Origin of the sequence: Streptomyces brevispora (assembly GCF_007829885.1) — a bacterium.
Taxonomy (GTDB): Bacteria; Actinomycetota; Actinomycetes; order Streptomycetales; family Streptomycetaceae; genus Streptomyces; species Streptomyces brevispora.
The window spans coordinates 3633204-3647310 of sequence record NZ_VIWW01000001.1; the positions used below are offsets into that span (position 1 = coordinate 3633204).

General features: G+C 70.4%; 14 protein-coding genes and 1 pseudogene. 11 read left to right on the top strand and 4 right to left on the bottom strand.

The window, feature by feature from the left end; genetic code table 11:
• Positions 1 to 77: 77 nt before the first annotated feature.
• Positions 78 to 1628 carry a class I adenylate-forming enzyme family protein gene (locus FHX80_RS16955; protein WP_145764947.1) on the bottom strand — a complete coding sequence of 517 codons (1551 nt, stop codon included), beginning with the start codon at positions 1626 to 1628 and terminating at the stop codon, positions 78 to 80.
• Positions 1629 to 1770: 142 nt separating this feature from the next.
• Between FHX80_RS16955 and FHX80_RS16960 the strand changes: the two genes are divergently transcribed.
• From FHX80_RS16960 to FHX80_RS36785, 4 genes and pseudogenes are all read left to right on the top strand, one after another.
• Positions 1771 to 2964 (top strand): amidohydrolase family protein, encoded by a 1194-nt coding sequence (locus FHX80_RS16960; RefSeq protein WP_145764948.1) that lies wholly within the window; start codon positions 1771 to 1773, stop codon positions 2962 to 2964.
• A 7-nt stretch (positions 2965 to 2971) separates the two neighbouring features.
• Positions 2972 to 4129: an acyl-CoA dehydrogenase gene (locus tag FHX80_RS16965; protein ID WP_145764949.1), complete on the top strand. Its 1158-nt coding sequence runs from the start codon at positions 2972 to 2974 to the stop codon at positions 4127 to 4129.
• A 7-nt stretch (positions 4130 to 4136) separates the two neighbouring features.
• Positions 4137 to 5084, top strand: coding sequence for an acyl-CoA dehydrogenase family protein (locus tag FHX80_RS16970; RefSeq protein WP_145764950.1), 948 nt, complete (start codon positions 4137 to 4139; stop codon positions 5082 to 5084).
• Positions 5085 to 5570: 486 nt separating this feature from the next.
• A pseudogene (locus tag FHX80_RS36785) lies at positions 5571 to 5987 on the top strand (ATP-binding protein); the annotation flags it as partial.
• 310 nt (positions 5988 to 6297) lie between these two features.
• On the opposite strand, the gene FHX80_RS16980 reads toward FHX80_RS36785, so the two are convergent.
• Positions 6298 to 7224: a cyclase family protein gene (locus FHX80_RS16980; protein WP_145764951.1), complete on the bottom strand. Its 927-nt coding sequence runs from the start codon at positions 7222 to 7224 to the stop codon at positions 6298 to 6300.
• An 83-nt stretch (positions 7225 to 7307) separates the two neighbouring features.
• Here FHX80_RS16980 and FHX80_RS16985 point away from each other — a divergent pair, with 83 nt between their 5' ends.
• The 3 genes from FHX80_RS16985 to FHX80_RS16995 all read left to right on the top strand — a co-directional run bounded on the left by FHX80_RS16985 (position 7308) and on the right by FHX80_RS16995 (position 10857).
• Positions 7308 to 8225 (top strand): SDR family oxidoreductase, encoded by a 918-nt coding sequence (locus FHX80_RS16985; RefSeq protein ID WP_145764952.1) that lies wholly within the window; start codon positions 7308 to 7310, stop codon positions 8223 to 8225.
• Positions 8226 to 8578: 353 nt separating this feature from the next.
• On the top strand, positions 8579 to 9811 hold the full coding sequence (locus tag FHX80_RS16990) for an acyl-CoA dehydrogenase family protein (protein ID WP_145764953.1): 1233 nt from the start codon (positions 8579 to 8581) through the stop codon (positions 9809 to 9811).
• On the top strand, positions 9808 to 10857 hold the full coding sequence (locus FHX80_RS16995; protein WP_145764954.1) for a Zn-dependent alcohol dehydrogenase: 1050 nt from the start codon (positions 9808 to 9810) through the stop codon (positions 10855 to 10857). The genes FHX80_RS16990 and FHX80_RS16995 overlap by 4 nt, the downstream gene beginning before the upstream one ends.
• A gap of 148 nt (positions 10858 to 11005) precedes the next feature.
• Here FHX80_RS16995 and FHX80_RS17000 read toward each other — a convergent pair whose 3' ends face one another.
• Together FHX80_RS17000 and FHX80_RS17005 are read right to left on the bottom strand one after the other, a co-directional pair.
• On the bottom strand, positions 11006 to 11359 hold the full coding sequence (locus FHX80_RS17000) for a PRC-barrel domain-containing protein (RefSeq protein ID WP_145764955.1): 354 nt from the start codon (positions 11357 to 11359) through the stop codon (positions 11006 to 11008).
• A 346-nt stretch (positions 11360 to 11705) separates the two neighbouring features.
• A complete protein-coding gene (locus FHX80_RS17005; protein WP_145764956.1) occupies positions 11706 to 11876 on the bottom strand; it encodes a hydrophobic protein in 171 nt (56 codons plus the stop codon).
• 187 nt (positions 11877 to 12063) lie between these two features.
• On the opposite strand from FHX80_RS17005, the gene FHX80_RS17010 reads away from it, so the two are divergent.
• The 4 genes from FHX80_RS17010 to FHX80_RS17025 all read left to right on the top strand — a co-directional run bounded on the left by FHX80_RS17010 (position 12064) and on the right by FHX80_RS17025 (position 14107).
• Positions 12064 to 12231: a CsbD family protein gene (locus FHX80_RS17010; RefSeq protein ID WP_145764957.1), complete on the top strand. Its 168-nt coding sequence runs from the start codon at positions 12064 to 12066 to the stop codon at positions 12229 to 12231.
• Between the two features lie 308 nt (positions 12232 to 12539).
• Positions 12540 to 12860 carry a gas vesicle protein GvpO gene (locus FHX80_RS17015; protein WP_145764958.1) on the top strand — a complete coding sequence of 107 codons (321 nt, stop codon included), beginning with the start codon at positions 12540 to 12542 and terminating at the stop codon, positions 12858 to 12860.
• 33 nt (positions 12861 to 12893) lie between these two features.
• Positions 12894 to 13355: a gas vesicle structural protein GvpA gene (locus tag FHX80_RS17020; RefSeq protein WP_145764959.1), complete on the top strand. Its 462-nt coding sequence runs from the start codon at positions 12894 to 12896 to the stop codon at positions 13353 to 13355.
• Positions 13356 to 13357: 2 nt separating this feature from the next.
• Positions 13358 to 14107 (top strand): GvpL/GvpF family gas vesicle protein, encoded by a 750-nt coding sequence (locus FHX80_RS17025; protein WP_145764960.1) that lies wholly within the window; start codon positions 13358 to 13360, stop codon positions 14105 to 14107.

The window sequence follows — 14107 nt, forward strand, 5'->3', positions numbered from 1 at the left end:
CCCGCGGAGCGACCCGCACACCAAGCCCGTCCGGCGATTGAGGACGGAACCCCGAACCAAGGAACCCCGCACCCCGGTCAGATGGTCGTGAAGCGGTCGCGCAGTCGGTACTTCAGTACCTTCCGCAGGGTCTCGTTGCGGGGGAGGGCGTCCATCAGCTCCAGTTGTTCCGGGAGCTTGTGGACGGACAGGCCCTCCGCGCGCAGGTAGGACGTGAGATCCGGCAGGGTGAGCGGGGCGGCGCCCGGTGGTTGTTCGATCACCGCGCAGACGCGTTCGCCGCGCTCCTCGTCCGGGAGGCCGATCACTGCCGCGTCGCCCACGCCGGGGTGGCGGGCGAGGAGGTCCTCTATCTCCTTCGCCGAGATGTTCTCGCCCTTGCGGATGATGATGTCCTTCAGCCGCCCCGTGAGCACCAGGTGCCCGCTCGCCCCGACGTGCCCGACATCGCCCGTGAGCAGGAACCCCTCCGCGTCGAAGGCCGCCGCGGACGCCGCCGGGTTCAGATAGCCCTTGCAGACCGCCTCGCCCCGCAGCCGTACCTCGCCGTCCGTGTCGTACGGCAACGGCTTGCCGTCCTCGTCGGTGATCCGGATCTCCATGCCCTCGGGCGGCCGCCCCTCCGTCGTGGCGAGGTGGTCCACCGTGTCGTCCGGGGCGCCCATCGTGATCATGGGGACCTCCGTCATGCCGTAGCCGTGGGTGAGCTGGACGCCCATCTCGCGGACCACCGCGTGGTAGATCTCGGGGGGTTTCGGGGCGCCGCCGCCCGCGAGGAGGCGGAGGGTGGGGATCAGCTTCCGGCCCGGGTCCTTGCGCTGCTCGGCCAGGAACATCGAGTAGAACGCGGTGGAGCCGCCCGCGACCGTCACCCCGTGACGCCGGTAGCCCGCCAGCGCGTCCGGCATCGCGAAGTGCTCGAACAGCACCGCGGGGAAGCCGTACAGCAGCAGCATCACCGAATAGTCCGGCCCGGCGACATGGGCGAACGGGAAGGCCATCGAGCCGATGTCGGCCGCCGACAGGCGCAGTGCGTGGGCCAGGCAGGAGCCGGCCGCGATCAGGCTGCGGTCGGTGTGCAGGACGCCCTTCGGGTCGGATGTGGTGCCCGAGGTCCAGTAGATCCAGCGCACCGACGTACCGTCCGAGGGCGGTGCGGGCAGGATCGCCGGATCGCCGTCCGGAAGGGTCTCGTACGCCTCGAAGACGCGTGGCGGGCGGTCGAGTTCCGCCGCCAGGCGACCGGCCATCGCCGCGTGGTCGAAGCCGCGCCAGGTGCCGGGCACGGCGAAGAACTCGGCCTTCGACTCGCGCAGCGCGAAGCCGATCTCGCGGTCGCGGTAGAAGGGGATGAGGGGCGTCTGCACCGCCCCGATCCGGGCCAGCGCGAAGGACAGCAGCGCCGTCTCCAGTCGGGTCGGCAGCTGCCAGGCGACCACGCTTCCCGGCCGCACCCCCATCCCGTACAGACCGGCCGCCACCCGCTCGCCGCGGGCCCTGAGCTGGCCGAAGGTGAGCGCGCGGTCGTCCTGGATCAGGAAGGGCCGGTCCGGTGTCAGGGCGGCCCGGCGTTCGATGAGCTCCCAGAAGGTGCCCGATGTTCCCAGGGCATGTGCGGTCTCGTTCACGGCGAACCCCTCACAGCTGACGGGTAGTCAGATCGTGCGGAGAGCGTAGAGCGCTGCGCCTTGTCGGTCCAGTGGTGCGGGGCTAGCCTGAGGGCGACGTCAATCTGACGGGTCATCAGAAAAGCGCGCCGAAGGGGACACCATGACGGAACTGCCTCGGATCGTCAGCGTCGACGACCATGTGATCGAACCGCCGCACCTCTTCTCCACCTGGCTCCCGGCCAAGTACCGGGAGCGCGGCCCGCAGCCGCTGACGGCGGGCATCGGCGAGCTGGCGTACACCGGCGGCAAGTACGTCATCACGATGGATCCCGACGGCCCGCCCACCGACTGGTGGATCTACGAGGACCTCAAGTTCCCGTACAAGCGGAACATCGCCGCCGTGGGCTTCGACCGCGACCACATGACGCTGGAGGGGATCACCCGCGCGGAGATGCGGCCCGGCTGCTGGGACCCCGCGGAGCGGCTGAAGGACATGGACATCAACCATGTCGAGGCGAGCCTCTGCTTCCCCACCTTCCCGCGGTTCTGCGGGCAGACGTTCGCGGAGGCGCACGACAAGGAGGTCGCGCTCGCGTGCGTCCGCGCCTACAACGACTGGATGGTGGAGGAGTGGTGCGGTGACAGCGGCGGCCGGCTGATCCCGCTCTGCATCATCCCGCTCTGGGACATCGACCTGGCGGTCGCGGAGATCAGGCGGAACGCGGCCCGCGGGGTGCGGGCGGTGACCTTCTCCGAGATCCCCACCCACCTCGGTCTGCCGTCGATCCACACCGGCTACTGGGACCCGTTCTTCGCCGTCTGCCAGGAGACCGGCACGGTCGTGAACATGCACATCGGGTCCAGTTCGCAGATGCCCGCCGCATCCCCCGACGCCCCGCCCGCCGTACAGGCCTCGCTCTCCTTCAACAACGCGATGGCCTCGATGATGGACTTCCTCTTCAGCGGCGTCCTGGTGAAGTTCCCGCAGCTCAAGCTCGCCTACAGCGAGGGCCAGATGGGCTGGATCCCCTACGCCCTGGAGCGCGCCGACGACGTCTGGGAGGAGCACCGGGCCTGGGGCGGCGTCCGCGATCTGATCCCCGAGCCGCCGTCGACGTACTACTACCGGCAGATGTTCTGCTGCTTCTTCCGCGACAAGCACGGCGTCGCCTCGCTCGACGTCGTCGGCCGGGACAACGCCACCTTCGAGACCGACTACCCGCACGTCGACTCGACCTTCCCGAACACCAAGGAGGTCGCCCTCGACCACGTCAAGGGACTGGACGACGAGACCGTCTACAAACTGATGCGCGGAAACGCGATCAGGATGCTCGGCCTGGACCTCGACAAGTAGGCCCACGATGGACCTCGCGTACACGGATGAGGAGGAGGAGTTCCGGGCCCGGCTGCGGGAGTGGCTGACCTCGGTGCTCCCCGGGCTGCCCGAAAAGCCGGACCCCGGCGACTGGCCGGGACGGCGGGCCTACGACACCGGCTGGCAGCGCCTGCTGCACGACGCCGGCTACGCGGGCCTGAACTGGCCCGCCGACGCGGGCGGCCGGGGCGCCACCCCGACCCAGCACCTGATCTTCCTGGAGGAGACGGAGCGGGCCGGTGCGCCCTACGTCGGGGCGAACTTCGTCGGGCTGCTGCACGCCGGGCCCACCATCGCCGCCGAGGGCACCGCCGCGCAGCGGGCCCGCTGGCTGCCGCCGGTGCTGCGCGGCGACGAGATCTGGTGCCAGGGGTTCAGCGAGCCGGACGCGGGCTCGGACCTGGCCTCGCTGCGGACCCGGGCGGTGCGCGACGGCGACGACTACGTGGTGAGCGGCCAGAAGATCTGGACCTCGCACGCGGAGGTCGCCGACTGGTGCGAGCTGCTGGTGCGCACGGACCCGGCCGCGCCCAAGCACCGCGGGATCAGCTGGCTGGCGATGCGGATGGACGCCCCCGGCGTCACCGTCCGGCCGCTGCGCACGCTCGCCGGGTCCACCGAGTTCGCCGAGATGTTCCTGGACGAGGTCCGGGTGCCCGTCTCGCACCGCGTCGGGGCGGAGAACGACGGCTGGCGGGTCACCATGGTCACGCTCTCCTTCGAACGCGGCACGGCCTTCGTCGGCGAGGTCGTCGCCTGCCGCCGCACCCTGGACGCCCTGGCGGCCGAGGCCCGGCACAACGGGCGGTGGGACGATACGGTCCTGCGCCGCAGGCTGGGCAGGCTCAACGCCGAGTTCCGGGCGCTGTGGCGGCTCACCCAGTGGAACGTCAGCGAGGCACAGAGCACCGGCGGCGTCCCCGGCACCGGCGGCTCGGTCTTCAAGCTGCGCTACTCGCACGCCCGCCAGGAGCTCTACGAGGCGGCGGCCGAGGTGCTCGGCGCGGGCGACGCCCTCGACCTGGACCGGGAATGGGTGCTGGACCGGCTCTCCTCCCTCTCGTACACGATCGCGGCCGGCACCTCGCAGATCCAGCGCAACATCGTCGCCGAGCGGATCCTCGGCCTGCCGAAGGGGCGGTGAGCGGACAGTGGACTTCCGGCTTACGGAGGACCAGCGGGCCCTGCGGGCGGGAATCCGGGAGCTGCTCGCCGGCCGGTTCGACAGGGACCGGATGCGGGCCGCGCTCGACGGCGGCGGGGACATCGGCCGTGAGCTGTGGCGGGAGCTCGGCACGGCCGGGCTCTTCGCGCTGCGGCTCCCCGAGACGGCGGGCGGGGTCGGACTCGGCCTGCCCGAATCCGTACTCGCGTTCGATGAGATCGGGCGGGCCCTCCTGCCCGGCCCGCTGGCCGCCACCCAGCTGGCCGCCGGCGTCGTGAAAGGGGCGGCGGAGGGCGAGGCCGTGGTGGCGCTGGCGGAGGCCGGACGGCCCGTGGGGCACCTGGCGCAGGCCGACGCGCTGCTCGTCCTGGACGGGGACCGGGCGCGGCTGCTGACCGGCGGGGTGCTGCGGCAGGTCGCGGGGGAGGCCCGGCCCGTACGGTCGCTCGATCCCGGCACACCCCTGTGGCGGGTGCCGGACCTGGCCGCGTACGACGGCGAACCGCTGCCGAACGGGGCGAGGGTGCGCCGCGAGGGCGCGCTGCTGACCGCCGCCGAACAGCTCGGCAGCGCCGCCCGCAGCCTGGAGTCGGCGGTTCAACACGCCGGTCAGCGCGAACAGTTCGGAACGCCGATCGGGGCCTTCCAGGCGGTCAAGCATCTGTGCGCCGGAATGCTGGTACGCGCCGAGACGGCCCGTACCGCCGTCTACGCGGCCGCCGTGACGGCGGACCCGGTGGAGATCGCCGGGGCCAAGCTGCTCGCCGACGACGCGGCCGTCGGCAACGCCCGCGACTGTCTCCAGGTGCACGGCGGCATGGGCTTCACCTGGGAGGCAGATGTCCATCTGCACCTGAAGCGGGCCTGGCTGCGGGCCGGGCAGTGGCTGACGGCGGCGGACGCGCAGGAGGCGCTGGCCGCCGATCTGGCCTGAGCGGGGGCGGCCGGGTGCCCGGTGCACGCACGTGACGGGACCGACCCCTGAGGTTCACGCTACGGAGTGACGCAGTGCAGTCGGTAAGTGCTGATACCGGCTTGTGTCCTTTGCGTGATTGGTCACGGCGTGGAGTCGGCGCCGGGCTCGGGTACGCTCCGTTGGATGCGAGTGGTTCTGGAACCTGGCGATCCGGATGTGGCCTGTGTGGCTGCTCCGGCCCGCGAGAGGCGCCCTGCCCGTGATCCACACAGAGGGGCCGGGCCTGCCGGGGAAACGATTCCCGGGGTCTCCGGGCGCCTCTGTTCGACTCTCCGCAACGTGCGTCGCACAGTATGCACTACGCGTACTCCTTCGCGCTGGAATATGCCCGAAGCGCTTGTTGCGGTGACTGTACGTCAACCATGCTGTCTCGTAAGGGAATCACGTTCCGTGACCCTGAGGAGGCGCGAGGCGATGTGTCCGCCGGTTCGGATGGTGTGAGCGGTGCAGGGGCTTCAGGTTCAGCTGGAGGTCGGGGCCGACCCCGCGGAGGTCGGGCGGGCGCGCAGATGGGCGCGTTCGAGGCTGGTCGGGTCCGGGATACGAGACGACGAGCCGTTGGCCGAGACGCTCATCCTGCTGATCTCGGAGCTGGTCACCAACGCGGTCGTGCACACCGGCTGTCCGGCCGTGCTGCGCATGCTGTTCGGCTTGCCGGGGGCGCAGGGGGACGCCGGGACCGTACGGGTCGAGGTGGCCGACACCAGCTGCCGCCCGCCGCAGCAGCGGCACGCGGAGGGCGAGGACACCGGCGGCCGGGGCCTGGAGCTGGTCGACGGCCTGGCCGACCGCTGGGGCTGGCAGCCGGAAGGCGCCGGCAAGCGCATCTGGTGCGAGGTGGACCGGGGCATCCCGCTGATCCAGGTACAGATGCAGCCCTGCGCCCGCGGGACGGGCGTGCAGAGTCCGTTGCCGGGTCCCATGCAGACCGCCGCGCCGGGTTCCGTTCAGAACACAGCGCCGGGTTCCGTCCAGAGTGCCGTGCCGGGTTCCGTCCAGGGCGCCGCGCAGTACGGCACCGGCACCGGCTGCGTTGACGCCGGCAGGCCCGAGCCGGGCGCCGCGTACGAGCCGTCGCACGCGGTCACCCGTCGCGCGTAGGCCCGTCAGGGGCACTGTTCTCGTCGGTGCGGGGCACGACCCTGCGCCGATTCGGCTGCGCGGTGGCCGCTCAGAAGACCGCGACCGGGGCGACCGGTGTGCCGGTGGCGCCCACGAATGGCTCCGGCATGGCCGAGAGCAGGAAGCCGTAGCGGCTCGACTCCGCACAGAGGGTGGACAGCCCTTCCAGATTCCAGTTCTGGCCCTGCAGCATGCCCATCTCGACCAGATCCAGCGCATGCACCCCCAGCCACAGGTCCTCGATCTCCGGCGGGAAGATCTCGAAGGTCAGCGTGTCATTGGCGACCGCGGCCACGTCCCGGGCCCGGAACCACTCGGGCGTCCGGATCGACAGACCCGGTGACGGATAGCCGTACGCGTTCTTGTCCCCGGCCAGATAGACCTGCACCTGCCCGGTCCGTACGAGCACGATGTCACCGGCCCGCACCCGGACCCCGGCCAGCTCCTCGGCCGCGTCCAGGTCCTCGGGGGTGACCGCGTGGCCGCCGGGCAGCCGGTCCAGCCCGTGGGCGCGGGCCACGTCGAGCAGCACCCCGCGCGAGACGAGGTGCGGGGCCTTGTCGATTCCGCTGAACCGTGCGCCGTCGTGCGCGGTGATGGTGGCGGCCGGGCGGCCGTTGTAGATCTTCCCCGAGTGCGAGGCGTGCGTGAGCGCGTCCCAGTGGGTGGCGGTCTGCAGGCTCAGGACCGCGGTGTCGTCGCTGGTGGCGACGGTGCCGGGGCCGAACAGCTCCTGATTGATCTGGACCATGGTGTGCAGCGGATTGATCCGTCCCGGGATCAGCCCGCTCTGTACGCCGTCCTGCTGGAGCGGCAGCGCGAGCGGCACCCGCTGCCCGGTGCGGACGGTGGCCGCCGCCTCCCGGACGACCTCGTCGGTGATCAGGTTGAGCGTCCCGATCTCGTCGTCCGCGCCCCAGCGGCCCCAGTTGTTCACGCGCTTGGCGATGTCGTGGAACTCGTCCGGCAGTGACATGGAGCCTCCTGGGGCTTGTGCCGGTGGACCTGATGACCCATAGAATCTAACGGTCCGTCAGAAACCGCGGGAAGGGGCCGGGCATGGGGAACTTCTTGGCAGGCAAGGTGGTGGCCGTCACGGGCGCCGGGCGCGGGATCGGCCGGGCCGTCGCGCTCGCCGCCGCGGCCGAGGGGGCGAGGGTCGTCGTCAACGACTACGGCGTCTCCATCGAGGGCGGCGAACCCGCCAGCGAGATAGCCGAGTCCGTCGTCAAGGAGATCGTGGCGGCGGGCGGCGAGGCGGTCGCGGTGGCGGACGACATCTCCACCATGGCGGGCGGGCAACGGGTCGTGGACACCGCGCTGGAGCACTTCGGGCGCATCGACGGGGTGGTCTGCGTGGCCGGCATCCTGCGCGAACGGATGCTGTTCAACATGTCCGAGGAGGAGTGGGACCCGGTGGTCGCCACCCACCTCAAGGGCACGTTCACCGTCTTCCGGGCCGCGTCGGCGGTGATGCGCAAGCAGGAGGGCGCCGGCACGCTGATCGGCTTCACCAGCGGCAACCACCAGGGGAGCGTGGCCCAGGCGAACTACAGTGCGGCGAAGGGCGGCATCATCTCGCTGGTCCGCAGCGCGGCGCTGGGCATGCACAAGTACGGCGTCACGGCCAACGCGGTCGCGCCGGTGGCGCGTACCCGGATGTCCGCCAATGTCCCCATGGAGCTCATGGAGATCGGCGAGCCGGAGGACGTGGCGCCGCTCGTCGTCTACCTGCTCAGCGAGCGGGCCCGCGCGGAGAAGATCACCGGTCAGGTGTACACGATCGCGGGCCCGAAGATCGCGGTCTGGGCCCAGCCGAGGGAGCTGCGCGCGGGGTACGCGGAGGGGGCGGCGTGGACACCGGAACGCATCGCGGACTTCCTGCCGGGGACGGTGGGGACGGACCCGATGCCGATGCTGGCGCAGCTGGAGGCGATGGCGGAGGCGGCGAGGGCCGCGAAGCGGCCGAACGCGTGAGCGGTGCGGTGTGCTGTGGTGCGGTGTGGTGCGGTGTGCTGCGGTGCGGGGCGGTGCGCGTGTTCGGTCCCGTCGGCGTTTTGGGGTGTGCGGGGTCGGGGCGGGGCCACCCGGTTGCCGGGCGCGCGGGTTCGTCGCCGGGGCGCTGCCCCGGACCCCGGTCCTCAATCGCCGGGCGCGCGGGTTCGTCGCCGGGGCGCTGCCCCGGACCCCGGTCCTCAATCGCCGGACGGGCTTGAAGTGGGCGCTGGTTCTGGATGGGCGCTCGGGCTTGAAGTGGGCCCCGGTCCCGGAAGGGTGCACGGGCTTGAAGTGGGCGGCCCCATGCGCGCCCCGTATCGAAAGGACGCAGCGTGGACTTCACCTTCGGCCCCGACGACGCCACGTTCCGCGAGGAAGCCCGCACCTGGCTGGAGGCCCACCTCGTCGGCGAGTACGCGGCGGCCACCGGCATCGGCGGTCCGGGCAGCGAACACGAGGGTGTCGCGGTCCGGCGTGCCTGGGAGCGTGAACTCGGCCGCGGCGGCTGGATCGGCATCGGCTGGGAGGACGGAGACGAGGCGGACGGCGACGAGGCGGACACCGGCCAGGCGCGCCGCGGCCGCCGGGCCACCCTCACCCAGCAGGTCGTCTGGGCCGAGGAGTACGCCCGCCTCCGGGCCCCCGCCCGCGTCGGCCACATCGGCGAGAACCTGCTCGCCCCCACCCTCATCGCGTACGGAAGCCAGGAGCAGCGGCGCCGCTTCCTGCCGCCCATCGCGCGCGGCGAGGCCCTGTGGTGCCAGGGGTACAGCGAGCCGGGCGCCGGATCGGACCTCGCCGGGGTGCGGACGGCCGCCGTACGTGATCCGGAGCACGGCGGGTATCGCGTAACGGGTCAGAAGATCTGGACCTCGCTCGCCCGGGACGCCGACTGGTGCTTCGTCCTGGCCCGCACCGAGCCCGGTTCGCGGCGCCACCACGGGCTGTCGTTCCTCCTGGTCGCGATGGACCAGCCGGGCCGGATCGAGGTGCGGCCGATCCGCCAGATGTCGGGGACCAGCGAGTTCAACGAGGTCTTCCTCGACGGGGCGCACGCCGAGGAGGTGGTCGGCGGCGAGGGCAACGGCTGGGCCGTCGCCATGGGCCTGCTGGCCCTGGAGCGCGGCGTCTCCACGCTCGTCCAGCAGATCGGGTTCGCCGCGGAGCTGGACCGCGTGGTCCGGGTCGCCGTCGACAGCGGCGCCACCGACGACCCGGTCCTGCGCGAACGGCTCGTCCGCCAGTGGGCCGAACTGAGGACGATGCGCTGGAACGCCCTGCGCACCCTCGGCACCACCACCGGCACCGACAACGGCGCACCCAGCGTCGCGAAACTGCTCTGGGGCGGCTGGCACAAGCGCCTGGGCGAACTGGCCGTGGAGATCAGGGGTGCGGCCGGAGCCATCGGCCCGCACGACTGGTCGCCCGGCTCACCGTACGAACTCGACGAGGCACAGCGCCTGTTCCTGTTCACCCGGTCCGACACCATTTACGGCGGCTCGGACGAGATCCAGCGGAACATCATCGCCGAGCGCGTGCTCGGCCTACCGAGGGAGCCGAGATGAGAGGCGTCGTCTTCGACGGCAAGCGGACCGAGGTCGTCGACGATCTGGAGATACGTGATCCGGGTCCCGGGGAGGTACTGGTCGCGGTGGCCGCCGCCGGCCTCTGCCACAGCGACCTGTCGGTGATCGACGGGACGATTCCGTTCCCGCTGCCGGCGGTGCTGGGGCACGAGGGCGCGGGCGTGGTCGAGGCGGTCGGCGCCGGCGTGAGCCATGTGACGCCCGGTGATCATGTGTCGCTGTCCACGCTGGCGAGCTGCGGGGCGTGCGCCCAGTGCGACCGGGGCCGGCCGACGATGTGCCGCAAGGCGATCGGGATGCCGGGGCAGCCGTTCTCGCGGGGCGGGAAACCGCTGTACCAGTTCGCGTCCAACTCGGCGTTCGCCGAACGGACCCTGGTCAAGGCCGTGCAGGCGGTGAAGATCCCCGCGGACCTGCCCCTGACTTCGGCGGCCCTGATCGGCTGCGGGGTGCTGACGGGAGTCGGAGCCGTACTGAACCGGGCCAAGGTCGACCGCGGTGAGAGTGTCGTCGTGATCGGCACCGGCGGCATCGGGCTCAACGTGATCCAGGGCGCGCGGATCGCCGGTGCGCTGACGATCGTCGCCGTCGACTCCAACCCGGAGAAGGAGGCGGTGGCCCGGCAGTTCGGCGCCACCCACTTCCTGACTACGGCAGATGGCGTCCGGGAGATCCTGCCGCACGGCGCCGACCACGCCTTCGAGTGCGTGGGCCGCACCGAACTGATCCGCACCGCGATCGACCTGCTCGACCGGCACGGCCAGGCGATCCTGCTGGGCGTGCCGGCCGCGAGGGCCGAGGCGTCGTTCCTCGTCTCGTCGATGTACCTGGACAAGTCGATCCTGGGCTGCCGCTACGGCTCCTCGCGCCCGCAGCGGGACATCGCCCTGTACGCGGACCTGTACCGGGAGGGCCGGCTGCTGCTGGACGAACTCGTCACCGAGACCTACCCGGTGGAGGACTTCGCCAAGGCCGCGGACGACGCGCACCACGGACGGGTGGCGCGGGGGGTGCTGGTGTTCTGAGGGGCTGGGCTGCGGTTGGCGGCCTCCGGCCTCGCGAGACGGTGGAGTCTCGCCCGACCGGGCCGGGACGGGCCTGCCCGCGCGCGACGACGTGGGGTCGGCCGGAACGAGTCCGGCCGACCCCACGTCGTGAAGTGGTGCGGTGCGATCAGGGGCGGCGGTGGCTCCGGTAGTAGCCGCTGACCTGCTCGTGGTACCCCGCGTCCCCGACATGCTTGTCCTTGTCGAACTCGGGCGAGTCCTTGATCTGGTCCTTGGTGAGGTCGACAAAGATCTTCCGCTCGGCCTTGTCAATACTGCGCACGGTGCCGGCCGGCAGCAGGACGTGCTTGCCGAAGATCCAGACACCGGTATCGACCACGAGGTAGGCGGAGTTGACATCGTCCGAGTGCTTGTCGACCTTGCCGATGCTTCCATCGGTGGCTTCCACCTTGTACCCCGTCAGGTCATCGCCCGCGGTGTAACCGGTGGTCGGCTGATAGCCCCAGATGTTGTCACTCATATAACGGCTCCCTCATTGGAATGATGGTTCACTCAAAAGCGTCGGCCTTGAGTCGAGAGGGCGTCTCCCGATGTTCGGTGACGCGCTCTCAGAACATCGCGTGCCCCGTCGCTCTCCTCGTACACATCCTTGGTCCGGATAAAGCGAGACGGTCGGATGGCGCCTTGCTGGAGGCACGATTCCTGATGTGTCACGGCGCCATCCCGCCATACGCGCACCTCCCGGCCCGAATTCCAAGGACGATCGCTTGTCGCCCTTCTCCTCTTCGCGGGAGCGTGAAAGTGGGCGGGGTCCCGACGTCGTAGTCACGTCGGGACCCCGCCCACATCAATCTGCTGAACGCTGTCTACCAGCGATACCAGCGGCCACGCCGCCCGCCGCCCGCCGCAGGGCGGATGATGAAGCCCAGCAGCCATACGACCAGCACGATGGCGGCGATCCACCAAAGGATCTTGAGTGCGAAGCCCGCACCGAAAAGGATCAGGGCGAGCAGAAGAACGAGAAGAATGGGAACCACTGTTATCAACCTCCAAGGCAACGACTGCCCCGGGCCGGCCCGTTCACACCTGCAGATCCTGTGTGTGGTTTACGCCACCCCGCCTCACGATAGTTTCCGTGAGGTGACAGCCGGGGTTTTGAGCGGCAGGTGTTCTGGCCGGACGTGGGATGTCGCGTTCATCGAATACGGAAGGATGTGAGTCGTTGTGACTGCGGACGAGAAGGCTCAGGCCAAGGGCGAGCCGGCCGAGGGCAAGGTCAAGAAGGTCGTCGGACGCGCTGTCGGCAACGAGTCCATGCAGGCCGAGGGGCGCGCCGACGAAAACGTTGATGACCTGCGCCAGGCCAACGCCAAGGACGCCATCAAGGAGTAATGCCGCTTCCACTTCGTACCGATCCCGGCAGTCGCATCTTGGCTGCCGGGATCTGTGCTGTTTACATCGCAAGCGTGTACAGGGAGCTTTCCCCGGGATGCGTCCACCAGGCCCGGATTCCAGGGGACTCACATCGAAACACATTGATTCCTTGGTTGCGAGGCGGGCGGACGGGAGCTGCCCCGCGGAAGAGTGTCGAAGCGCCGCGACGCCTCTCCGGCACCCTGGTGCGGATCATGCGGATCCCCCGCGAGCACTGATGGCATTGCTCAAGATGCGTGACTGGCCGGAGTCGCCAGACTGGCCTTATGGCAGAAGAACGTCGCACACGTGCCGGGAAAGCGAAGCCGGCCACCGCTCGCCGCGCAGCACCCGCGCGAGGCCCCGAACATGCGGCGAAGGCTGCCTGTAAGAGCCTGGAGGGGCTCATCGGTCACCCCGCAGAAGGTGTGTCCGCAGTCAAACATTCCGATGACGGCTGGTGCGTGGTCGTGGACGTCCTGGAAGTACCCAGGATCCCGGACACCACAAGTCTCCTCGCCTCGTACGAGGTGCAACTCGACCGGGTCGGCGAACTCCTGGAATACCGCCGGGTCCGCCGATACCGGCGGGGTTCCGCCGACGAATGATCGTGTTCGTTCCCCCTGCTGGAAGGACATTTCATGAGCGCGACCACATACTCCGACGAAGTAGTGGCCTGCCCGCCGCGCGCCGGCACGTTGTACGACGTACTGGAACTGATTCTTGACCGCGGCATGGTGATCGACGTATTCATTCGGGTGTCGCTCGTCGGCATCGAAATCCTGAAGATCGACGCGCGCATCGTCGTCGCGAGCGTGGACACGTACCTCCGGTTCGCCGAGGCATGCAACAGGCTTGACCTGGAACGCGATTCCGGCAGCACCACCGTCCCCGAGCTGCTGAGTGGCGGTGTGGCCAAGTCCGTCGGCAAGCGCAAGGTTCGTAAAGCCGCCGAGAGCGTGGGTGACAGCGTGCGCAAGGCGGTGGGTGGTGGCGACGACAAGTCCGACGACGAGGACGAGGACGAGCAGTACGAACGTCCCAAGAAGCGGCGAGCCCCTGCCCGCAGCAGCCAGAGCCGGCGTCGGCGCGTGGAGGCATGACCATGGCAGCCGACGGGGTCTACGTCTACGCCGTCATGCGGGCGGGCACGGTGCTCCCGAAGGGCATTGGCGGAGTGGGGTCCCCTCCTGCCGTCCTGCGGAAGATCACCACGGGCGGGCTCGACGCGGTGGTCAGCGATGCGCCGCCCGGGTTGCGCGCGCGACGCCGTGACCTGCTGGCGCACCAGGAACTCCTGATGCGCCTGGCGGACGAGGGGCCGGTGCTGCCCATGCGCTTCGGCATGGTCGCCCCTGATGAAGAAACCGTCCTGCATCAGCTGGCCGGCGCCGAAGCCGACCACGCAGCCACCCTGGAGCAGTTGTCCGGCCGCTTCGAGATCAACGTCAAGGCGTTTCCGGCACAGAACGCGCTGGCCGCTCTCGTTGCCGAGGACGAGACCGTACGGCGGCTGCGCGAGGCGGTGCGAAGGCGCCCCGGCTACGAGGCCAGTCTCCGGCTGGGTGAAGCCGTCTCCGCAGCGCTCACCCGCAGGGCGACAGCGGCCGGCCGGTCCGTTCTCGGGGAACTCACCCCAGGCTCCCGCGCCGTCGCGGCAGGACCTGAGGTTCCGGGCTGCGCGCTCAACGTGTCGTTCCTCGTCGAACGCGGTGACAGTGAAGCCTTCCTGGCGAACGCCCGGCACTTCGCGGACGCCCACCGGGACCACGTGGAACTCCGCCTGGCCGGCCCGCTGCCCTGCTACAGCTTCGTCGGGCGCGAGGCCCGTTCCATGCCCGTGGGCGGGGTGTGA